Origin of the sequence: Rhizobium grahamii CCGE 502, assembly GCF_000298315.2 — a bacterium.
Classification (GTDB): Bacteria; Pseudomonadota; Alphaproteobacteria; order Rhizobiales; family Rhizobiaceae; genus Rhizobium; species Rhizobium grahamii.
The window spans coordinates 42,820-61,194 of record NZ_AEYE02000025.1 but is presented as its reverse complement, the minus strand read 5'-3'; the positions used below and the strand labels follow the sequence as shown (position 1 = coordinate 61,194).

The following is an 18,375-nucleotide window of genomic DNA, read 5'->3' as shown; positions in this document are numbered from 1 at the left end:
GATCTACCAGTACTTCTGCGTGACCGCGGCCCACAATGCGTTCATCAAAGCATTCAAAGTAAAAGTGACGACAGGCCACGACGGAACGGACGTCGTCGGCAAATCGGAAACACCTAACCAAGAGCTGGGCCAAACTATCGTGGATGCGGCGAGCGAGCTCTTTGCGGAACTGGGGTTCAAGCGACGACCTTGGACAAGGTCGCCCAGCGAGCGAAGACATCCAAGCTCAGCATCTACAGGCACTTCGAGAACAAAGAGGCGCTGTTCAGCGCCTTTGCGGCCCGCTGTCAACAGATTGTACTGCGTGCACTGTTCGAGGGCTTCGATGGCTCGGCCGAAGATCAGCTCATGGCGGTAGGATCATCACTGCTGCGCACGCTGTTTCTCCCAGACGTCCGCAGTGTCGAAGCCATGGTGATGTCCGACACGACGAATCTAAAGTCCCTAAGCAAGCTCCATTACGACGCCGGCCCCGCCCATATCATCGCCCAAATCGAGGAACTGCTGCGTCAACTGCACGCCAAGGTACTTTTGAACGTCCCCGATCCCGCTCTGTCCGCCCGTTTATTCGTCGCGCTTATCAAAGGCTCCGATCTGCTGATGATCGCACGCTTCGATGAGATAAGAGCAGAGGACGACACGAAATCGAATCCTATTGCCGCTCAGCCGTCGCGTTGTTCATCGCAGGGCACTGTTGCAATGACAACGCGAGCGGATAGCCCAACAGGATCGCGTACAGAATGACAGCTTGCGGGAAACCGCAAAGAGGGTCTGAATGGCCAATTAAGGAGGCACAGCAATGGTGAGCATAAACCAAAATGCCTGAACAACGTCTTCGCCTTGAAGGGAAGTTAACTGCGGGTCTCCGAGGTTAATTTAGCTAAGTCTCTCATTCGCATACTGCTGCCCTCTCGTGTATTATCGGATCCGTGCCTGACGGTTCCGGAGCAGCCGTGGCAGGCTTTTAGAACAACCAAGTTCCAGTGCGAATCAAAGGCTACTATCGGATAAGGCTTCCCGCAACCAGTACGGCAGTTGCAGGAAGCCAGCATGGAAGACCAGATCCAGGGACCGCTGCTGCCTGAGCTCAAGGAGATACTGCCCGAGGCGTTCGACGCCCGCATCAAGCGTCCCGGTATTGTCAACGCGATGCACCACGATGGCTTCAATCTGGCCGTCAAGGCGATCGGCCGCAAGAAGCTGTTCGTTGCAGGCGTGACGACGGAGATCTGCGTCACCTTCCCGGTCCTCGGATGTGAACGAAGCCTGCATTCGCTTGATGGGCGCGAAGAACAACTGTTTTGATCAGATCAAGGCATTCGTCGACGAAGCCGGGCCTTGCTGCGGCGTACGCACGGATATCTGTGACGTTTTGTAGGACCTCACCAAAAGAACACTCGCCTTTGTAATAGTTGATAAATGGTCTATGTCTTCGCCATCACATTAGATGGAGGACCGTATGATCAGCGCCGATCTGGGAAAGCAGCTCGAAAGCTATATCCAGCAACTCGTTGACACAGGGCGCTACGGTTCGAAAAGCGAAGTCCTGCGTGAAGGCGTGCGATTGGTCCAAGATCGCGAGACCAGGCTCGCCGCGCTGGATGCTTCTATCATGCGCGGTATTGCCGATGCGGACGCTGGCCGGACTAAGGCAGCGAGCGATGTCTTCGACCGCCTCGACGCCAAGTATCGGGCGACGGCTGAAAAGGCCGAAAAATCGGTATGATCCTTGACGGGACCATGGCAGGCCAAGGCGGTCGGTTTGCCGTTTTCATGGAAGTCCGTCAGCAGCTTGCCGAGTTCGGAACTCATTAGAAGATCCTGCATCGGGGCATGACCGCCAGGCACGTAGACCGCATCGAAATGGTCGTAACCGATCTGCTCGACCCGTGCGAGGCTGACGACCGGCGATGTGTCGCTCGACGTCAGTTGCAGTTCTGCCAGTTGCACCTCGCTGGCTTTCATCGCCGCTTCGTCACCGCCGAAATACATCTTGTCGATGGAGGTTACGTCAACGGAAGGCGCCGTACCTTTCGGCGTGGCAAAAGTGATCTCATGGCCGGCGTCGAGCAGCGCCTTCACCGGCTGCATCAGTTCGTTGAGGTAAAATCCGGTTTTGAGCACCTTGCCGTCTTTCAAATCAAGACGGTCCAAGTCGGACAGGACGATCAGTACGTTTCCAGCATGGGCGCTTAGGGTGCTGGCACTCGTGCAAGCGCGATACCGTGGGTGCGAAGAATGTTCACGGGTTGGGCTCCGAAAATGAGAAAATCTGGTGGGAAACGAAAAGGTGGATGCTTCTCAGCCGGCGACCTTGGTCAGCCGGTGCAGGGAGAAGTCGGCGAAATAGTCCCCGACGCCGCTCGCCTGAAAGCGCTGCATGGCGGCGCCATGCATATGGGCACGCCATTGGTCTTCACTTGCCCAGGTTTCGACGAAGATGCGGACGCGTCCATCATCGAGCGACTGATGCAGTTCGTAGCGAAGGCAGCCGTCTTCGGCCAAGGTCTCGGCGACGAGCTTTTCCTGGGCGGTCCCAAGGGTCGCCTCCTTGCCGGGCTTTGCCGTGGTGATGGCAATGATCGTCATAGCTGTGTTCGACATTGCAAAACCTTTCTCAGGCGATGGTGTTGACGAGGCCGCCTTCAGCACGAAGGGCTGCGCCGTTGGTGGCGGATGAACGGGGGCTGGCGAGATAGGCGACGAGGTTTGCCACCTCCTCCGCTTCGACCATGCGCTGCAGGATTGATGCCGAGCGGGCCGTAGCGAAGAATTCCGCCTCGATCTGCTTGATCGGTGCCGATGGATCGATTGCCTGGCTGCGCAGGAAGGCCTCGATCCCTTCCGAGCGGGTCGGCCCAGGCAGCACTGAATTGACGGTAACGTTGGTCCCACGGGTCATCTGCGCCAACCCGCGCGACACCGAGAGCTGCGCCGTTTTGGTCATTCCGTAATGGATCATATCACCGGGAATGGCGAGGCCCGCCTCACTGGAGATGAAGAGGATGCGACCCCAGTTGCGATCCAGCATGCCGGGAAGAAAGGCGCGTGACAGCCGGACGCCAATCATGACGTTGACGTCGAACAGATGGCTCCAGTCGGCGTCGGTGATGTCGCGGAAGGCCTTGCTCTCGTAGATGCCGAGATTGTTGACGAGGATGTCGATCGAAGGCGCGGTGCTGGCGATGGTGGCAGCCCCCTCGCCAGTGGCCGCATCTGCCAGAACGCCGGAGATGTCCAATCCACCTGATGCCTTAATGGCAGCGATCGCGCTGTCGAGCTTGGCGCGGTCGCGTCCCGTGATGACAACGCGCGCGCCTTCTGCGGCGAGCGTGCGGGCGATTTCGAGGCCAATCCCAGCGGTCGCGCCGGTTACAAGGGCAGTCTTTCCGTTGAGTTGCAGATCCATATCGTATCTCCAGATTGTTGCTGGAGAAAACCTATGATTTACGCCTTATCTGCACTATTGCCTCCAAAGGACATGCACCTATGAATGAGGATCATCAATGCCACGCATCCTGATGGAACGCTCCGGCGAGATGGAGGTGTTTGCCCGCGTCGTTCAGGATGGCGGCTTCTCCGCCGCCGCCCGCAACCTGGACATTACGCCATCGGCGGTCAGCAAGCTGATCGCGCGGCTGGAGATGAGGCTTGGCACGCGCCTTCTGGTACGAACCACCCGCGCCCTAACGCTAACGGAAGAGGGCGAGGCTTATCACCATGCGGCACTACGGATCCTGCAGGAGCTGAACGATGCCGATCAGGAGGCAGCCGGTGGTGCGGTGCGCGGGCGATTGCGTATCAATACAACGATCCCGTTCGGCACGATGTTCGTCGCTCCCGCGATTCCGGAATTCGTTGCGCGCAATCCCGGTCTGGTCGTCGATCTCTCCTTCACCGACGGGATTGTCGATCTCGTGGCGGAGAAGACCGACGTCGCCATCCGCATGGGCAATCTGCCGGACAGCGGGCTCATCGCCCGCAAGCTCGGACAGAGCCGCCGCGTGGTTTGTGCCGCCCGCGGCTACCTCACGCGCAAGGGAGTGCCGGAAACTCCGGCGGATCTTGAGCATCACGACTGCCTGACATTCAATTTCCGTCGCGCAAGACCCTCCTGGCCGTTTCGCACCGATGGTCGGGATCTCGCACAGCCGGTCAAAGGCACGATCGTGGTGAACAACGGCGAGACGATGAAGCAGATGGTGTTGGCTGGGGCCGGCATTGCCAGAGTGGGCCTGTTTCATGTGGCCGACGAGATTGCGACAGGGCAACTGGTCCCATTGCTCGAAGACTACAATCCGGGCGACCTGGAACTGGTCCATGCCATCTATGTCGGTGGCGGCCCCCTGCCCCACCGCGTCCGCGCCTTCATCGAACATATGGTGCAGAGATTGCGTGATTCACCGCTGCTGAATGGCACATCTTGACCTACATAAGCGGGCGGCCTTCACCTACCGGAACGGTGCATTATTTGCGACAAGTGATGCCGTGCGCCGGCGCGCCTTTCATTCGAGACGGTAGTTCGACAGGTCTACACCAACGATGAGCGGTTCGGTCGCCGGCGTGTTGTCCGGATTGCGGGGATACACCCGGAATTTGGAAGGCAGCACGATCCCCTCGACGGTGACCGGATCGAGGAGATAACGCGCGGCCGCGTTGTTGCCCTGGATCTCGACCTCATAGTCGTGACGCCGGATCAGGCCGTTCCGACCAACGTAGAAGGTCTGTTCCCGGCTGTGGGTGGCGATGTCTGCAGGAAAGGTGACCCGCAGCCGGCGCCACGTCTCTCCTTGTTCCGACCAGGGCGCGATTTCCTCGGCCACGACGCCCGGCTGCGCGAGGACGAAGGGCGAGGTCAGATAGGTCCACATCGTGTAGCCGGAGAAATAAGCGAGCTGCGGGTCGCTCCAGTGCCTCTCCATCGCGAACCCCGCGAAGCTCGCGCGCGGCTGCGCGAGCCTTTCGACGACCTTACCCCCGGGCGTTTCGATGCTGACCTCGTCCGGCGTGAAGCGGGAGCGGTTCTGTGTTGGATGGAACGGCCAATGCGACACCTCTTCCTTCCGGAGGTTCACCCGGACATCGGCATGAGCGAGAGTGTCCGGCTTTCCCTTCAGGTCCCAGAGAATGCCGAACTGATGAAGCCGTGCTGTCAGAAAGGAAAATTGCCGGAACCGATCGAGGCCGCCATGGGCCTCCATCACCTGCTGTTGAATATCGCGCATCTGTCTTTCCTCAATTGTCCAGAAAGGTCTGGCAGTGGGCGACGAACGTCTCGGCGTACTGGAACAGCGCGCCGTGGCCGGAGTCCGGATAGAGGATGAGTTGCGCGTTCTTCATGGCTTTGAACATCGTGTAAGCATTGATGCTCGGGAACATCGTGTCGTCGCTGCCATGCACGATGAGCGTGGGCTGCCCGATGGCCCGAAGCGTTGCGTCGCCCTCGTCCTTCGCAGCACACCAGCCGATGATCGCCTTGGCCTGAGGCTCGCTGACATCATCGCCGCTGTCCGGGTCGCGGTCTTGCGTGCGTGCCGTGGCGCGCGCCACGAACCCGCGCCCGGCGCGCTGGCTGTCTTCCGAGGGCGTGAAGAACAATGGCAGACGCACATCCGACGTGCCCTGCGCGAAGGCCTCATCCACGACGGCAAGCAGATGTTCCTCGCCGCCGCGGGGCGCCGCGCCGGCGATGATGATCTTGCGGATCAGCTCGGGATGCTGGACGGCGAGGACCTGGGCGAGCATGCCGCCCAGCGAGAAGCCGAGAAGATCGACCTGCGTCAGGTCGAGGCCACGGATGAAGGTCTCCGCGTCCGCCGCCATCTGCTCGACCGTGTCGGGCGTACGCCCTGTCGACGTGCCAATACCGAGATTGTCGAAGACGATGACGGGTCGCGCCTCTGCCAGCCTGTTCACGACCGTTGGATCCCAGGAATCCATCGTCCCGGTGAAGTGTTGCAGCAAGATCAATGGTGTTCCTGAGTCCCGGCCAAAACGCCTGAATGCAAAGCGAACATTGCCGGTATCGAGATATTCGGTTTTTGCCGTTTCGAGTGACATGTGATTTCCTTGTGAGATGGATCGCCTGGCGGCGAAGTTGCTTGTTAGAATTTGACCCGCGGACCTACATTGTCAGCACGATGCGAAATCGGGCTTCGCCGGCCATCATCTTCCGATAGCCTTCGGGTGCACGCCCAAGCGGCATCGTCTCGATCATGGCCGAGACGCTGGCCAGCGCGGAGAACCGCAAGGTCGCGTCGGCCATGTCCGGATCGCCGGTCAGGGCGCCTTCGATGGACCGCCCGCCGAACAAGAGGTCCGAGGTCGCGACCTGCACTGGCTCGGGAGAGGCGCCAAGGGCGATGACCCGGCCGCGCGGACGGAGTCCCTTCACCGCCTGCGCGACGGCGTCGCCGCCCGACGCCGTCGCGACGACGAGATGAGCGCCACCCAGGGCCTGCAGCGCCGGTGCAATTCCGACGGTTGTGCTGCTGTCGATGTAATGATGGGCGCCGAGCTTTTCGGCGAGACCGCCCTTGTCCGGCCCTCGCCCGATCGCGACGACCTCGAAGCCCATGCGCCGGCCGAACTGCACCGCGAGATGCCCCAATCCGCCGATCCCGATGATGGCGACGAGGTCGCCGGCGCGTGCTGGCGCGTTGCGCAGCGCGCTAAAGGTCGTGAGCCCGGCGCAGAGCAGCGGAGCGGCATCCTCGGAGGCGAGCCCCTCAGGGATCGACACGAGCCCGCTGGCCCGTGCGATCATGGATTCCGCGTATCCGCCGTCATGGTGGATGCCGGTGAATTCCTGGTTTCGGCAGTTGACGAGGTCGCCTTTCCGGCACTCCTGGCAATGCCCGCAGTTTCCGCCGAGGAAGCCAACGCCGACGCGCTGGCCCAGCGTCCAACCTTCGACGTTGCCGCCGACCGCATCGATGACGCCCACCGCCTCATGGCCGGGGACCCGAGGCCATTGGATAGGAAAGGCCCCCTCGACCGTCGCCGCGTCCGAGTGGCAGACGCCACAGGCCTCGACGCGCAGGCGGACCTGCCCGGGCCCCGGCTCGACGAAGGGCTTTCGCGTCAGTTCAAGCCGGCCCGGCGCGACGGCCTGGACCGCGGTGTATGTCTTCGAATGGCTGGACATCGGAGCTCCCGCATCTGAAAAATCTCCCAGAGCGGTAGCAGTTGGGCTGTTCAGGCCAACAGGACATAGATGCCATTATTCTGGCCACGCGATTAGTATAACGACGTGAGCGCCACCACATGGAGAATCAGCAGCAAGGAGCAAGAATGAGAATCGGTCTAATCCTTAATCCAGGTTTTCAATCCGTGTGTTTCGGGGCCGTCGCCGCGTTCGACGTCGCCAACAAGCAAGCGGGCGAGAGGCTTTACGACGTGCGTGTCCTCTCGGAAGAAGGGGGACTGGTCGCCTCGTCGCTGGGCATGCAGGTCATGACCAACGGGTTCGATGATGCCCCTTACGACACCTTGATCGTTGCCGTCGGCCTGGAGATACCGACATCGTCGCCTGGGCTGGTTCGGCTACTTCGCGCCGCCGCCCGCGACGCTCGACGCGTCGCAGCGATCTGCCTGGGCTCGTTCGTTCTCGGAGACGCCGGGCTCCTGAACGGTCGGCGCGCCACCACGCATTGGCGTTATGCTCAGGCCCTGCAGGACCGGTTCCCCAGTTGCCATGTCGACATGGACAAGCTCTTCATCTCGGACGGGCCGATCTGGACATCTGCCGGCATGACCGCCGGAACGGATCTCGTCGTCGGCATGATCGAGCGCGATCATGGTTCGGACGTCGCCCGCTCGGTCGCCAAGGGCATGGTCATGTACCATCGCCGCTCAGGCGGCCAGTCGCAGCATTCCACCTTGCTGGATCTGAGCGTGAACGAGGACAGGATCCAGCGCGTGCTGGACTACGCGCGCCAGAATCTTTCAGAGACCCTGGTAATCGACGACTTGGCCGAGGTCGCCTGTCTCAGCCCGCGGCAATTCACGCGACTGTTCCGGTCGGAGACTGGCACGACCCCGGCAAAGGCCGTGGAGGCGCTGCGGGTCGAGGCCGCGAAACTCATGCTGGAGCAGAGCCGTCTGCCGATCGAGGTGATCGCACGCGAAGCGGGCTTCGCCAACCGCGAACGGATGCGCCTGGCGTTTGGCCGCGTGCACGGCGAGGTACCGAGGGCGATCCGCAACGAAGCCGGACCTCTCGCCACGCTCTAGGTTCAGCAAGGGAAACAGGTCGTCATTTTGGCTGCCCGACCCTTGCCCGATCCGAGGCTGGCGTTCCCGCGGAGGCGTGCCCAGCACCTGCGAAAAAGCGGTACAGTGCCTGCCGCCACGATCAGCACGACGACGTTGGCAAAGACGAACAGTGCCGGTGCGAGTGTGCGGGCGATACCTTCATCGCATTAGAAGGCGGATCGGCGCTGCCGCAAGCGCCGTCACGCCGAAGGTGAAGGCCCAATACGATGGCGCGAGGGGTTCACGAAGGATCCAGGGCCGCGGCCTCCGCGAAGCCGAGTGAGGCGGGCTTTCTTGCCGACGATCCGCTCATCGACCAGATGGAACTCGGCGTTCGTCCCCGCGCGGCCGAGCGCACCGGCATAGAAGACCCTATCGCCTGGCGCGAATAGGCTCACTTCCGGACCGACCGCTTCGACGGTGCCGGCGGCGTCCCAGCCGAGCACCTTGAACGTCCCCCGTTCAGCCGATGGCTGCATCCTCATCTCGGTGTCGACAGGGTTCACGGACACGGCTTCGATCCGCACGACGAGATCCCGTCCCGTCGGCTCCGGCCGCGGCAGATCGACGTCGGTAAGGGATGCCGGATCATCGATGGGAAGAGGGGAGCGGACGCCGATAGCTTTCATGATAGGACCTCGCGATGGGAGTAGATGTCCGAGACCTATCGATCGACAACCGATACCGACAGGACGTAGATGCCGTCATTCGGGCCACGGGACAGACAAGGGTGAGGACCACCGGTCCTCGGATACAAGTTCAGACCCGCGCGATCACCATGACCGCAAAGATCCGGCAGAAGCGGCTTGTGCTGGTCCACGGCTCATGCGCATCGTTCGGCATGAGCGCGTCGAAGCTTCGTCCATTTGACCCTGAAGCCAGGCGGCTAGCCGAGGCGGATGTTCCACAGATCGATCGAAACGACGAGCGGATCGGTCGTGAAGCTGCTGTCAGGCTGCCTGGCATAGATGCGCCTTCTCGTCGGGAACTTGATGCCAGAGACCTCCTCATATCCGTCGATGATGTGAGCGCCAGGCGTGTTGCCTGCGATCTCGACGTCATAATCGTGACGCTTCAAAAGCCCGTCGCCGTCGAAATAGAGCGTTTGGACAGCGCTGTGCGTGGCGATGTCGGTTGGGAAACGGACGGCGAGACGGCGCCAGTCCGCACCATCGGCCTGCCAAGGCTCAAGCTCTTCGGTCTCGACGCCGGGCCAGGCGAGTAAAAACGGTATGTTCAAATATGTCCACATCGCGCAGCCGGCGAAGTACGCCAGTTGCAGCTCCGTCCAGGGCGTCTGAAGTGTGTGCCCGGCAAAGCTCGCACGCGGCTGCAGAAGCTCTTCGAGAACGGTTCGGTCTTCGGCTTCCAAGGCGACGCGTCCGGGCTCGAAGCGTGAGCGGCGATTGTCGGAGCCAAAGGGAGCATGCGAAACCCACTCCGTCTTGAGCCCCACCGTGACGGTGGTGTGCTCGAGCGTCTGGGGGTGGCCCTTCAGCGGCCACAAAACGCCGCCCTGCACGAGATCGGCGGAGACCTGCTCAAACTGCCGCCAACGCTGGAGGCCTCCATGAGCTTCGATCGCAAGGTCTTTAAGTCGTGTCATGAGATGCTCCTGGCAGGACACGCAAAATGGCGTGGCTTCTGGCATGGAAACTAAGCCGCCGCTCGCGTTCGTCGAACGTCTTAGATGCCTTGTTTTCGGCCACGGTCTTTGAGCTGGCGAAGCCTTGTGTAAACAGGAGCAGACTGAGGCCGCTGCCTCGATCTCGCAGCCACCATCGATCCCCTCGACGGAATATTGATCGACATCGCCAGGCGCATCCAGATGCCCAAGACGAAGCACGAGGAAGCGGCCGATCACTTCATTGGACTGTGCGCCCACGTGGATCGCAAGGGCAGCCCCCTAGAGGGCAAGGTTCTTGAAAGCTATCCTTCCGGGTCATTCTCCATCGCCGCTGCCATCTATTCGCGCGTGCGGACGATGCAGCATGATGTCGACGTCGTCGTCGAAGTCGACTTCCCTACCGGCACCGATCCCGAGTGGGATGCTGGACAAGCTCTACCAAGCTGTGAAGGGCGATCCCGGAAGCCGCTACTACGACTTCAAGGTTGAACGCAATTCCCGGTGCGCGACAGTTACCTACCCCGATGGCGTGACCGTGGACCTCATGCCCGTCGCCAGGCTTCCTGGCGGCCCTGAGCGGTCGGGAGTTCTCTTTCACCACAATGCCAAGCGCGACGAGAAGTACCGGAAGGAGGTCAATCCGAAGGCCTTCACGCTTCAATTCAATGCGCGCATCAAGTCCAGCGACGTCTTCGCTTTCCGCTACCGCGACGGCTTATGGCTGATGGACTGCTTCAGGAGCGCGCCGAGACTCAGCCGATGCCGGACCATGTTCCTATCGAGGAGAAGTCTCCCCGCCTCGTGGCCATCCAGTTGCTGAAGCGCTTCCTGGACGTGCAGTTCCGCCGCCGCGATGACCGCTGCCCGCCTTCGGTCGTAATTGCTGCAATGGCGCTTGATCCTGGCCAGATGAGCGACAGCCTGTGCGACGAGCTGATCATTATCGCCGCCCACATGCAGCGGGAGATCGAGAGCGCGGAGCGCGATGCGCGAACTTCGGAAGCTCGTCGTTGCGAACCCGGCGCACCCGGCGGACATCTTCACGGACCGCTGGCCGGAAGACAAGAGCGCTCAGAGACTGTGGCGGGATGATCTGATCCGGCTTGTCCGGCATCTGAGGACGCTTCGTGGCCGCGAATGGGATCCGCAGCAGCTGAAGAATGAATTCACCCAGGTAATCTACGGCCAGATACCGAAGAGAGAACCCGAGGAAATCAGCGCTTTGGTTATCGACCGTATCGTGAATCCCATCGTCGACGAATGCGGTGGTGACCTCATGGCCGTGAACCACAACCTGGTCCAAGGAATGGTGTTCTGGCTTGCCGAGCAGTGCTTCATCAAGTGGCATCATGGCGTGGTTGCGAGATGACAAAGCTCACCTATAACGAGGCCTTCGACCTCTATCATGCCGACTCGTCCGACTGCATCTGGCCTGCGACATAACGAAACGAGCTCCCTTCGACACGATACGTATCCTTGATTTCTACCTGCTCTTCCCGTTCCGCCTTCAATCGATGAAGTTCTTCGATGACGACAAGGGTTGGAGAAAGGTGAGCAAGGCCTATGTGGAAGAAGCGCCTTACGGCGCGATGCCGGATGACACCGTTGTCTTCTCTCGCATGGAACCCTTCTATCCAGACGGAGGTTGAAATGCGGGAAGTCACAGGGTTTTGTCTACTGGCGGCTAGCGTCGTCGCCGTCTCCGTCGGCGCCGCGAGCGTCGCATCGGTCAACGTCTCGCCGATCTACGGGGTCAGTCTTCCGGAAGGCTATCGCGGCTGGCAGATGATAGCGGTCGCTCACGAGGCCGGGAAGAACAACGACATCCGCGGCATCCTCGGAAACGACATCGCAGCGAAGGTTTCCGAGAGGGGACGCGACCCTTCCCCGATGGGTCCGTAGTCGCCCGTCTGGCATACGTTTATAAGTCGTCGCCGGAAAACGACGCTGTGTTTCCTGCCCCGCAGTCCTTCGTTGCGGGCGACCCTACGAACGTGCAGATCAGCATTAAGGACTCGAAGAAGTATGCCGACAGCGGCGGCTGGGGGTGGCCAGTTCGAGAACGGTGTCGCTAACAAGAGCGAGCCGCTCCTGAAGTCTTGTTTCGCCTGCCACACGAAACTGGACCGTTCCAAGGACTTCGTGTTCAGCCATTATTCACCGTGAGTGTCGGCGGTCGGAGAAGATCGTGGCTAGGTTCTATTCTCACATTCGGATGCAGGAGGGCTTCGACCCCAATTATGAAGGCATTGAAATCCGATCAGGCGACGGCGTCGCGGTAGCGGTCTCGATAGCCCGTAGAATGGTTTCGGAGCTGTTGGCGAACCACGAACCGATCGACGAGATGATTTTTGAGATTGCGGACGCGACTGAAGCCCTGGTGGCGGAGTTGCCGTTCCACTGCTGCGCGCAATTGCAATAAACGCGCGATTGTCGTGTTCGGAAGCGAGACCTGGCTGAGGAACCTGAAGCGAGGACGATGCGCCGGCCGAGCGGAATCTATTTCTGAGAGAGATTGGATAAGTCATTCAAAAATGGTTCGTTTCGGGTCGGAACGGATCTCTCTCGCACGTCTTTGAGTGGCACTGGGTGATTTGGAGTAAGTGTCATGGCAACGGGACATCGCTCCCAATGGAAAGGCTTTCTGAAGTTTGGTGAGGTGAGCTGCGGCGTCGCTCTTTACGCGGCAGCGTCCACTAGCGAGCGCATAACCTTCAACACGATCAACAAGGCATCCGGCAACCGGGTCAAGCGGGTCTTCATCGACCGCGAGACCGAAGATCCCGTTCCAAAGGAGAAGCAGACCAAGGGCTTCGAAATCGACAACGGCCAGTACATCATCATAGATCCCAAGGAAGTCGCGGCGACGATCCCAGAGAGCGACAAGACGCTGGAGATAGACGCGTTCATCCCCTGCTCAGAGGTCGATGATGTCTACTTCGACAAGCCCTACTACCTCACGCCCGACAAGATGGGTGACGACGTATTCGTGGCTCTCCGGGACGGGATGAAGAAGTCCAACGTCGCGGCCATCGCACGCGCGGTCCTGTTCCGCCGTGTTCGAACAATCCTGATACGGCGGCGACGTCGGAATCTGAGAGAGTCCGCTTTCACACGTTGAACAAGTACACCGGGAATAAGGTCGTCTCCCAGTATGTCGACTCCGTCACCGGTAAGCCTTCGAAGGACGACAACGAAGCCAAGGGCTACGCCCGTGGCGAGAACGACTACGTGATCCTCACAGATGACGATCTGGATCGAGTGGCGCTCGACACCGTGAAGACGATCGACATCGAGAAGTTCGTTCCCGCCAACAGGATCGAGTGGGTCTACCTGGAGAAGCCTCACTACCTGATGCCCGACGACGCCGTTGGAAACGAGGCTTTCGCTGTCATCCGGGACGCGATGAAGTCCGACAAAGTCGTCGGGGTCTCGAAACTGGTCATGGGCAGGCGCGAGCGTGCCGTCATTCTCGAACCCCGCGACGAAGGCATCGTCCTCTGGTCCCTCCGATTTGGGGACGAGGTGCGGCCGGAGGAAAACTACTTCGAGGATATCGAGGATGAGGCCGATCCCGATCTCATCCCGCTCGTCCAGAAGCTCATCAAGCAGAATTCAGCACACTGGTCACTGGACATGCTGAGCGATCCCATTCAAACCAGCCTACTGAAGCTCATCGAAGAAAAGAAAAAGGCGTCGAGACCGAAAAAGGCCGCGAAGGGGAAAGCTGCAGAAGCGGCTCCGAAATCCAATGTGGTCAACATCATGGATGCACTCCGGAAAAGCGTCGAAGCCGATCTCAAAGGCAAAAAAGGCCGGGTAGCCACGTGCACTTGCTCGAAACGAAGATTGTTCACGAGACATCTGGGTGGCGGGTAGACTTCGTCGGCGACGATGGTGAAGCTGTGTCGATCAAACTGGCTGAAGGTCACGCCGCAAGCGAGGAGGAGGCCGTACAGCGTGCGAAAGAGGTCATGGTCCAGCTAACGGCGTATGGCACGCGCGGAGGTGGCGGGAGCATCAATCCAAACGATGCCTCCAGTAATGGCAACTTCGATGATGGCGAACCGCTGGACACGCGACATTGATCGGTATTGAGGACTACATGGGTCTCGGAGATTTCTGAACGTCAGAACGGATTGATATAGTTTGTTATCGCCACCTGCCGCAGCAGCACCTTGCGGATCACATGGGCTGCCTTGACATGGTCGGTGAAGATTGCCGCTGTTCCGGTGCTGCCTGCTGGTAGCCTTGCGGCGAAGTCGGAGTCGTCAAGCTTGATCCGAACGACGATAGGGACGCTCTGAATCGCTTCCGGCGCAACGGCGTTTCCGGATACTCTCGCCTGCCCCGCCGCCACCGCCTGCAAGATACTCTCGACCTTGCCCTGGTAGATCTTACCGGGTGCAAACTTGAAGGTCGCTTCCGCAGGCTGACCTGGCTCGATGTAACGGGCATGGATTTGCGGCACCTCGATCCCGATGATCGTGTCGGAAGTGTCGATGAAGGCCATGACCGGGGACAGCGGCAGGGTCGCGACGCGAGCGCCTTTGCGGAGTGCGAGATTGGTGACGTAGCCATCGGCCGGGGCCCGCACTACCGTCTTGTCGAGGTTCCACTTCGCACTCCCCAGCTCAGCCCGGAGTTGTTCGGCTTCCGCCTGGCTCTGCTCGACGTCGAATGTCCGGCCAGCCCCCGTGGTCTTCAGCCTCGTCGTCTCCGAAACGCGGAGCTGCGCCAAATCCAACTTTGCCTGAAGCGCATCGACCTTCGCCTGGAACGGGACTGGATCGATCTTGAAGAGGACATCGCCGGTCTTGAGCGGCGTGTTGGCCGTGATCGGAACCTCGATCACCTCGCCCGCCACATCCGGAACGATGGCGACGGAGTTGCGAACGGTCAGCGCCTTCCCTTGTGGAGCACCCCAGCCCATCGGGATGAACAAGCCGACCAGAAGCAGGATGAAGACGATGACCGGAGATATCTTCCAGAACAGGTTGAAGCGGACGACACCGAACTTCACGAGGCAGAACAGAATGACGAGGTAGACGTTGAGAAGAACGACGATCATTGGACGTTCTCCGCTCTAGTGGCGCGCGGAGCATCGACGTAGGCCCAGATGAGCACGATCGGCCAGAGCGCGAAGCCTAGGAACAGAGTTACCCATCCTCCAACGGTAACGGCCTGCTCCCACGGATGGTTGCGCCGCTTGGCAATCATGCCCGGTAGCATCGCGAGGAAGATAAGGACGAAGAGCGTGCTCAAGACAAGCACCACCAGAACAATCCAGGCGAATATGTCGAGCGCTGTCATGTGGTTCCCACCGATCAGAGGAAGTAGTGTCCGTCGTAAGTTCCCGCTCATTTCAAGGGCTGAGGGAGGGGAAGTTTCCACGTACCGTCCATGGCACCCTTTTCAGGCCCGTAAACACGCGCGACCAAGCTGTATTTCCCCTTAGGTGTCGGCAGCCAGTTGGACTCTTTGCCTTTCCCCGGGGAGGTGTGGCCGAGATAGATCGTCAATGATTTGTCCTTCCCGTACTTGAGTCCCTTGGTGCGGTCGCCAATCGAATATCGCTTCAGCGCGTTCGCGTATAGAAAGCGGTCTGGCAAGGTGTACAACGTCAGCGACCAGAAGAACTTCGCCGGAGGCAGATTGTCCGCATCGAAGCGCAATAGGGTCGGCTTCGACCCATCTCCGACAAATCCGCCGTACCAGGCCTCTTCGAGCGAGTTGCCGAACAATCCCTTTTCGGCTCCCATGGCCCGCGTCATGTAGTCGTCTTTCAGAAGGTCGCGGGAGCCGAAAAGACCGTTTGAACTCAGCGTCGTCTTCGCAACCTTTCCCATCTCGGCTTTGGCGTCTCCGACACCCTTGTCGATCGCGGCAAGAGTTGTGGGATCGACTTTCGACGCGTCCCAAGGAGCGCCCGGTGCGATGCAGAGCTTTGCGAATTTAGCCATCAGCTCTTTCTCCGAGGGGACGGTCGGCTGAGCAAACTGGAGCAGGAAATTGATATACCCGATGAAGTCGTGGCTGGTAGCCTTTGCGGGGTCGTAAGGCGGGAAGTCTATCTGGCTGGAAGGCGCGGGCTTCGGTGTGTTCAAGAACTTGCTTAACGGCTGAAGTTTGTACTGCGCCTGTATCGCCTTGACGTTCTCAATGTCGTCCGCGCCGTTCAACGATGTCCGTCCAAGGATGCCGATAATGTCCGTCTCCGCCTGGAAGACCTTCGCAATTCCATCGGGTTTCTCACCCTTCCAAGCGGGGCCCGCTATCATGTAGTTTCCGGCATCGAAGCCCGTCGAGCGCACGCCGACGTAGCCGAAATTGTACGTGAACAGATCGATGAGCTGCATGACATAGTACCGATCCTTCGGGACGGCCGGCACGCTCAGTACTATCGGTTCGGCCCGCAGGTCGAGCCACGCCCAGGAATAAGGCGTGTCGTTGTTCGGTGTCACAATGTCCTTGTTTTCGGGCGTGAAGGCTTGCGAATAATGGCGAAACACGTTGAACCCGCCGACATATTCGGGCGCGCTGGGAACCGTCGCCTGCTTGGACCAGGTGCCGTAGCTGGCTATCGGCGCGTACGAATAGATGTACGCCTCCTTGGCAATTACACTTGCTTCGTCGGGTGTCGCCGTCTGACCGAAGGCTGTGACCGCCAAGCCCAAAAGAGCCGCTGTAACCGTGAGTATCCGCAACATGCTGCACCTCCGATTGTATCGCAGGCATAGTTCTGTAACATCCGGCGCGCTAGCGCAAGCCGTTTCCCCAGGACGAAGCACTTAGCGTCTTCAAAGGGTTAAGTGCAGTTCGTCTACTGTAATCACCTGCTGCTCTCCCTTTGGCACTTTGCCATAAACCAAGGAGCCCAACGATGCGACCACTCAACGTGATCTTCAGTCTGATCCTTGCAACCCTGGGGCAACTCTTGCTTTTGCAGATGAGCCTGACCAGAAAGAAGCCACCGAGATAGCGCGGGATGCCTACGTGTACGGCCTGCCGATGGTGAGCGACTACGCGACCATATACGCGTTCTCGATCAATCCTAAGAGCCCGGAGTACAAGGGTCCTTTCAACTCGGTCTTGAACATAGCGCGCGTCTTAACAAGGGTTTCGTCACCCCGAACTCCGACATGCCATATACCTTCATGGGGCTTGACCTCAGGACAGAGCCGATGGTGATAACCGTCCCCAAGATGGAGAAGGACCGTTACTTCGTCTTCCAGCTCATGGACCTCTACACCTTCAATTTCGATTACATCGGCACCAGGACGACTGGAAATGACGGTGGCACCTATATGATCGCTGGTCCGCAATGGAAGGGTGCGGCTCCTGAGGGGATTACGAAGGTCATCCAGTCCGAGACCGAATTCGTCAACGTGATCGGCCGCACCCAGGTCTTCAATCCAGACGATCTCGCCAACGTGGCGGCATTCATTGTCCAGGCCCACCGAGCCGGAGCACGGCGGGCTTGTTGACGCCACGCAGGTAATGGCGACCTGGATTTACATATGGCGCGAGAGAACGAGACCACTACGTCAGCCTGGCGAGCAGATGCCGAGCGGTAAACATATCCAAGTGACCGCCGCCGACGTTTTTGTACACGGTGATTTCGTCGCGAGTCCGCCGCCCCTCATGCTTGCCGCCACAGAGATCGAAAAGATCTGCAACAATCGTTTCGTGCGAGATGATACCGGCCGCGAGTGGCCCCGCCACGTCGCCCGACCCATCGCAATTGTTGCGCGTATCGACAAACAACCGACCGGCGCGCCGCAGCGTTTCGTCGTCGGCCTCGCGCATCTCGGGACTATAGGCTCCGATGAGATCGACGTGAGTACCTGGTTTCAGTAACTCCCCCCGGATCAGAGGTTCGGTCGCCATTGTTACGCATGACACGATATCGGCACGCGCTACCGCTTTGTCCAATTCCACCGCCGCTGAAGCCTTCTTGCCTTGCCTGCGTAGTCTGTCGGCCAGATCCTCCGCCTTGGTGGGATTCCGGTTCCATACGAGAACTTCCCTAATGGAGGGGCGCACGCTTGTGTGGGCTTCGACGACATGAGGCGCCAGTCCCCCTGCGCCAACGACAAGCAACACCTCGCAGTCTGCGCGCGCAAGACAATCTACGCCCAAGGCAGAATCGGCGGCGGTTTTGCGGAACGTCAGCGCAGCGCCGTCGCAAGTCGCAAGTGCCTCCCCCGTCCTACCATCGAAAAGCGCGACAAGGCCCTGAACGGACGGCTGCGGTGGCGTGAGAGCAGGATTGCCGGGAAAGACACCCACCATTTTTACTGCAATGACATCTCCCGACGCCCAGGAGAAAAGCGAAATGAACTTGTTTTCGTCGCGCTGGTCATCGTCGAAGACCGACACATTCAGCTGTGGCATCATGCCTTGGGCATGGGCGAATCTCAAGGCCCCGACCGTGCTTGGGTAATCGAGAGCACGATGGACCGTCTCGGCATCAAAGTGACGCATTGGCG

The 18,375-nt window shown here is 59.8% G+C and carries 21 protein-coding genes and 6 pseudogenes; 15 read left to right on the top strand and 12 right to left on the bottom strand.

The genetic code is table 11. The features are described 5' to 3' along the window. Positions 1-64 precede the first annotated feature (64 nt). The 3 genes and pseudogenes from RGCCGE502_RS20495 to RGCCGE502_RS35600 all read left to right on the top strand — a co-directional run bounded on the left by RGCCGE502_RS20495 (position 65) and on the right by RGCCGE502_RS35600 (position 1,726). Positions 65-719: pseudogene (locus RGCCGE502_RS20495) on the top strand (TetR/AcrR family transcriptional regulator). 325 nt (positions 720-1,044) lie between these two features. Beyond that, positions 1,045-1,251, top strand: a pseudogene (locus RGCCGE502_RS20490) (isochorismatase family protein); the annotation flags it as partial. Positions 1,252-1,459: 208 nt separating this feature from the next. Continuing rightward, positions 1,460-1,726: a type II toxin-antitoxin system ParD family antitoxin gene (locus RGCCGE502_RS35600; protein WP_016556106.1), complete on the top strand. Its 267-nt coding sequence runs from the start codon at positions 1,460-1,462 to the stop codon at positions 1,724-1,726. Here RGCCGE502_RS35600 and RGCCGE502_RS20485 read toward each other — a convergent pair. The 3 genes and pseudogenes from RGCCGE502_RS20485 to RGCCGE502_RS20475 all read right to left on the bottom strand — a co-directional run. Then, a pseudogene (locus tag RGCCGE502_RS20485) lies at positions 1,654-2,246 on the bottom strand (type 1 glutamine amidotransferase domain-containing protein); the annotation flags it as partial. The gene RGCCGE502_RS35600 and the pseudogene RGCCGE502_RS20485 sit on opposite strands and share 73 nt — an antisense overlap. 55 nt (positions 2,247-2,301) lie before the next feature. Then, positions 2,302-2,604 (bottom strand): putative quinol monooxygenase, encoded by a 303-nt coding sequence (locus RGCCGE502_RS20480; RefSeq protein ID WP_016556104.1) that lies wholly within the window; start codon positions 2,602-2,604, stop codon positions 2,302-2,304. Positions 2,605-2,617: 13 nt separating this feature from the next. Further along, positions 2,618-3,409, bottom strand: coding sequence for an SDR family NAD(P)-dependent oxidoreductase (locus RGCCGE502_RS20475; RefSeq protein ID WP_016556103.1), 792 nt, complete (start codon positions 3,407-3,409; stop codon positions 2,618-2,620). Positions 3,410-3,506: 97 nt separating this feature from the next. On the opposite strand from RGCCGE502_RS20475, the gene RGCCGE502_RS20470 reads away from it, so the two are divergent. Next, a complete protein-coding gene (locus RGCCGE502_RS20470; protein ID WP_016556102.1) occupies positions 3,507-4,427 on the top strand; it encodes a LysR family transcriptional regulator in 921 nt (306 codons plus the stop codon). Positions 4,428-4,505: 78 nt separating this feature from the next. On the opposite strand, the gene RGCCGE502_RS20465 is transcribed toward RGCCGE502_RS20470, so the two are convergent. From RGCCGE502_RS20465 to RGCCGE502_RS20455, 3 genes are all read right to left on the bottom strand, one after another. Then, positions 4,506-5,225, bottom strand: coding sequence for a hypothetical protein (locus RGCCGE502_RS20465; RefSeq protein WP_016556101.1), 720 nt, complete (start codon positions 5,223-5,225; stop codon positions 4,506-4,508). 10 nt (positions 5,226-5,235) lie between these two features. Beyond that, on the bottom strand, positions 5,236-6,060 hold the full coding sequence (locus RGCCGE502_RS20460; protein ID WP_016556100.1) for an alpha/beta fold hydrolase: 825 nt from the start codon (positions 6,058-6,060) through the stop codon (positions 5,236-5,238). 64 nt (positions 6,061-6,124) lie between these two features. Then, positions 6,125-7,147: an alcohol dehydrogenase catalytic domain-containing protein gene (locus tag RGCCGE502_RS20455; RefSeq protein ID WP_016556099.1), complete on the bottom strand. Its 1,023-nt coding sequence runs from the start codon at positions 7,145-7,147 to the stop codon at positions 6,125-6,127. 146 nt (positions 7,148-7,293) lie between these two features. Here RGCCGE502_RS20455 and RGCCGE502_RS20450 point away from each other — a divergent pair, with 146 nt between their 5' ends. Further along, positions 7,294-8,235 carry a GlxA family transcriptional regulator gene (locus tag RGCCGE502_RS20450; protein ID WP_016556098.1) on the top strand — a complete coding sequence of 314 codons (942 nt, stop codon included), beginning with the start codon at positions 7,294-7,296 and terminating at the stop codon, positions 8,233-8,235. A 274-nt stretch (positions 8,236-8,509) separates the two neighbouring features. On the opposite strand, the pseudogene RGCCGE502_RS20445 reads toward RGCCGE502_RS20450, so the two are convergent. Together RGCCGE502_RS20445 and RGCCGE502_RS20440 are read right to left on the bottom strand one after the other, a co-directional pair. Then, positions 8,510-8,885: pseudogene (locus RGCCGE502_RS20445) on the bottom strand (alcohol dehydrogenase catalytic domain-containing protein); the annotation flags it as partial. 257 nt (positions 8,886-9,142) lie between these two features. Further along, positions 9,143-9,862, bottom strand: coding sequence for a hypothetical protein (locus RGCCGE502_RS20440; protein ID WP_016556096.1), 720 nt, complete (start codon positions 9,860-9,862; stop codon positions 9,143-9,145). A gap of 385 nt (positions 9,863-10,247) precedes the next feature. Between RGCCGE502_RS20440 and RGCCGE502_RS37440 the strand changes: the two genes are divergently transcribed. The 9 genes and pseudogenes from RGCCGE502_RS37440 (at position 10,248) to RGCCGE502_RS20395 (ending at position 13,971) form a co-directional block, all read left to right on the top strand. After that, positions 10,248-10,703, top strand: coding sequence for a hypothetical protein (locus tag RGCCGE502_RS37440; RefSeq protein WP_176705721.1), 456 nt, complete (start codon positions 10,248-10,250; stop codon positions 10,701-10,703). A 165-nt stretch (positions 10,704-10,868) separates the two neighbouring features. Further along, positions 10,869-11,252, top strand: a complete 384-nt coding sequence (locus tag RGCCGE502_RS37435) for an ABC-three component system protein (protein WP_016556094.1) — start codon at positions 10,869-10,871, stop codon at positions 11,250-11,252. Positions 11,253-11,304: 52 nt separating this feature from the next. After that, the gene (locus RGCCGE502_RS38960; RefSeq protein WP_341875043.1) at positions 11,305-11,532 is read left to right on the top strand and encodes an ABC-three component system middle component 5; all 228 of its coding nucleotides are present in this window, start codon (positions 11,305-11,307) and stop codon (positions 11,530-11,532) included. A gap of 1 nt (position 11,533) precedes the next feature. Further along, entirely contained in the window at positions 11,534-11,785 is a 252-nt protein-coding gene (locus RGCCGE502_RS38140) for a cytochrome P460 family protein (RefSeq protein ID WP_244441758.1), read from the top strand. Positions 11,786-11,793: 8 nt separating this feature from the next. Then, positions 11,794-11,958, top strand: a complete 165-nt coding sequence (locus tag RGCCGE502_RS38135; protein ID WP_244441765.1) for a cytochrome P460 family protein — start codon at positions 11,794-11,796, stop codon at positions 11,956-11,958. 113 nt (positions 11,959-12,071) lie between these two features. Further along, complete coding sequence (locus RGCCGE502_RS20410) at positions 12,072-12,305, top strand: DUF6894 family protein (protein ID WP_016556092.1); 234 nt, start codon at positions 12,072-12,074, stop codon at positions 12,303-12,305. 186 nt (positions 12,306-12,491) lie between these two features. Further along, positions 12,492-12,980, top strand: a pseudogene (ku, locus tag RGCCGE502_RS20405) (non-homologous end joining protein Ku); the annotation flags it as partial. After that, positions 12,959-13,696: pseudogene (gene ku, locus RGCCGE502_RS20400) on the top strand (non-homologous end joining protein Ku); the annotation flags it as partial. The pseudogenes ku (RGCCGE502_RS20405) and ku (RGCCGE502_RS20400), both read left to right, overlap by 22 nt. A 14-nt stretch (positions 13,697-13,710) precedes the next feature. Next, positions 13,711-13,971, top strand: a complete 261-nt coding sequence (locus tag RGCCGE502_RS20395; RefSeq protein WP_040675241.1) for a hypothetical protein — start codon at positions 13,711-13,713, stop codon at positions 13,969-13,971. A gap of 41 nt (positions 13,972-14,012) precedes the next feature. On the opposite strand, the gene RGCCGE502_RS20390 is transcribed toward RGCCGE502_RS20395, so the two are convergent. Genes RGCCGE502_RS20390 through RGCCGE502_RS20380 form a run of 3 tightly spaced genes read right to left on the bottom strand, consistent with a single transcriptional unit; the run spans position 14,013 to position 16,593 of the window. Beyond that, a complete protein-coding gene (locus RGCCGE502_RS20390; protein WP_016556088.1) occupies positions 14,013-14,954 on the bottom strand; it encodes an HlyD family secretion protein in 942 nt (313 codons plus the stop codon). Beyond that, a complete protein-coding gene (locus tag RGCCGE502_RS20385; protein WP_016556087.1) occupies positions 14,951-15,196 on the bottom strand; it encodes a DUF3302 domain-containing protein in 246 nt (81 codons plus the stop codon). Before RGCCGE502_RS20385 ends, RGCCGE502_RS20390 begins: the two co-directional genes overlap by 4 nt. Before the next feature lie 47 nt (positions 15,197-15,243). Further along, positions 15,244-16,593, bottom strand: coding sequence for a DUF1254 domain-containing protein (locus tag RGCCGE502_RS20380; RefSeq protein WP_016556086.1), 1,350 nt, complete (start codon positions 16,591-16,593; stop codon positions 15,244-15,246). A gap of 432 nt (positions 16,594-17,025) precedes the next feature. Here RGCCGE502_RS20380 and RGCCGE502_RS34675 point away from each other — a divergent pair, with 432 nt between their 5' ends. After that, on the top strand, positions 17,026-17,370 hold the full coding sequence (locus tag RGCCGE502_RS34675) for a DUF1254 domain-containing protein (RefSeq protein WP_019280201.1): 345 nt from the start codon (positions 17,026-17,028) through the stop codon (positions 17,368-17,370). A 55-nt stretch (positions 17,371-17,425) separates the two neighbouring features. Here the strand turns inward: RGCCGE502_RS34675 and lhpI are convergent, their stop codons facing one another. Beyond that, complete coding sequence (gene lhpI / locus RGCCGE502_RS20370; RefSeq protein WP_016556084.1) at positions 17,426-18,370, bottom strand: bifunctional Delta(1)-pyrroline-2-carboxylate/Delta(1)-piperideine-2-carboxylate reductase; 945 nt, start codon at positions 18,368-18,370, stop codon at positions 17,426-17,428. Positions 18,371-18,375: the final 5 nt, after the last annotated feature.

Excerpts from the sequence above, each read along its gene's own strand:
- RGCCGE502_RS20380 (WP_016556086.1), bottom strand. The coding sequence starts at position 16,593 with ATGTTGCGGATACTCACGGTTACAGCGGCTCTTTTGGGCTTGGCGGTC.
- RGCCGE502_RS20480 (WP_016556104.1), bottom strand. The coding sequence starts at position 2,604 with ATGTCGAACACAGCTATGACGATCATTGCCATCACCACGGCAAAGCCC.
- RGCCGE502_RS20475 (WP_016556103.1), bottom strand. The coding sequence starts at position 3,409 with ATGGATCTGCAACTCAACGGAAAGACTGCCCTTGTAACCGGCGCGACC.
- RGCCGE502_RS20390 (WP_016556088.1), bottom strand. The coding sequence starts at position 14,954 with ATGATCGTCGTTCTTCTCAACGTCTACCTCGTCATTCTGTTCTGCCTC.
- RGCCGE502_RS20460 (WP_016556100.1), bottom strand. The coding sequence starts at position 6,060 with ATGTCACTCGAAACGGCAAAAACCGAATATCTCGATACCGGCAATGTT.
- RGCCGE502_RS37440 (WP_176705721.1), top strand. The coding sequence starts at position 10,248 with ATGATGTCGACGTCGTCGTCGAAGTCGACTTCCCTACCGGCACCGATC.
- lhpI (WP_016556084.1), bottom strand. The coding sequence starts at position 18,370 with ATGCGTCACTTTGATGCCGAGACGGTCCATCGTGCTCTCGATTACCCA.
- RGCCGE502_RS20385 (WP_016556087.1), bottom strand. The coding sequence starts at position 15,196 with ATGACAGCGCTCGACATATTCGCCTGGATTGTTCTGGTGGTGCTTGTC.
- RGCCGE502_RS20470 (WP_016556102.1), top strand. The coding sequence starts at position 3,507 with ATGCCACGCATCCTGATGGAACGCTCCGGCGAGATGGAGGTGTTTGCC.
- RGCCGE502_RS34675 (WP_019280201.1), top strand. The coding sequence starts at position 17,026 with ATGCCATATACCTTCATGGGGCTTGACCTCAGGACAGAGCCGATGGTG.
- RGCCGE502_RS20455 (WP_016556099.1), bottom strand. The coding sequence starts at position 7,147 with ATGTCCAGCCATTCGAAGACATACACCGCGGTCCAGGCCGTCGCGCCG.
- RGCCGE502_RS35600 (WP_016556106.1), top strand. The coding sequence starts at position 1,460 with ATGATCAGCGCCGATCTGGGAAAGCAGCTCGAAAGCTATATCCAGCAA.
- RGCCGE502_RS20450 (WP_016556098.1), top strand. The coding sequence starts at position 7,294 with ATGAGAATCGGTCTAATCCTTAATCCAGGTTTTCAATCCGTGTGTTTC.
- RGCCGE502_RS38140 (WP_244441758.1), top strand. The coding sequence starts at position 11,534 with ATGCGGGAAGTCACAGGGTTTTGTCTACTGGCGGCTAGCGTCGTCGCC.
- RGCCGE502_RS20465 (WP_016556101.1), bottom strand. The coding sequence starts at position 5,225 with ATGCGCGATATTCAACAGCAGGTGATGGAGGCCCATGGCGGCCTCGAT.
- RGCCGE502_RS20440 (WP_016556096.1), bottom strand. The coding sequence starts at position 9,862 with ATGACACGACTTAAAGACCTTGCGATCGAAGCTCATGGAGGCCTCCAG.
- RGCCGE502_RS37435 (WP_016556094.1), top strand. The coding sequence starts at position 10,869 with ATGCGCGAACTTCGGAAGCTCGTCGTTGCGAACCCGGCGCACCCGGCG.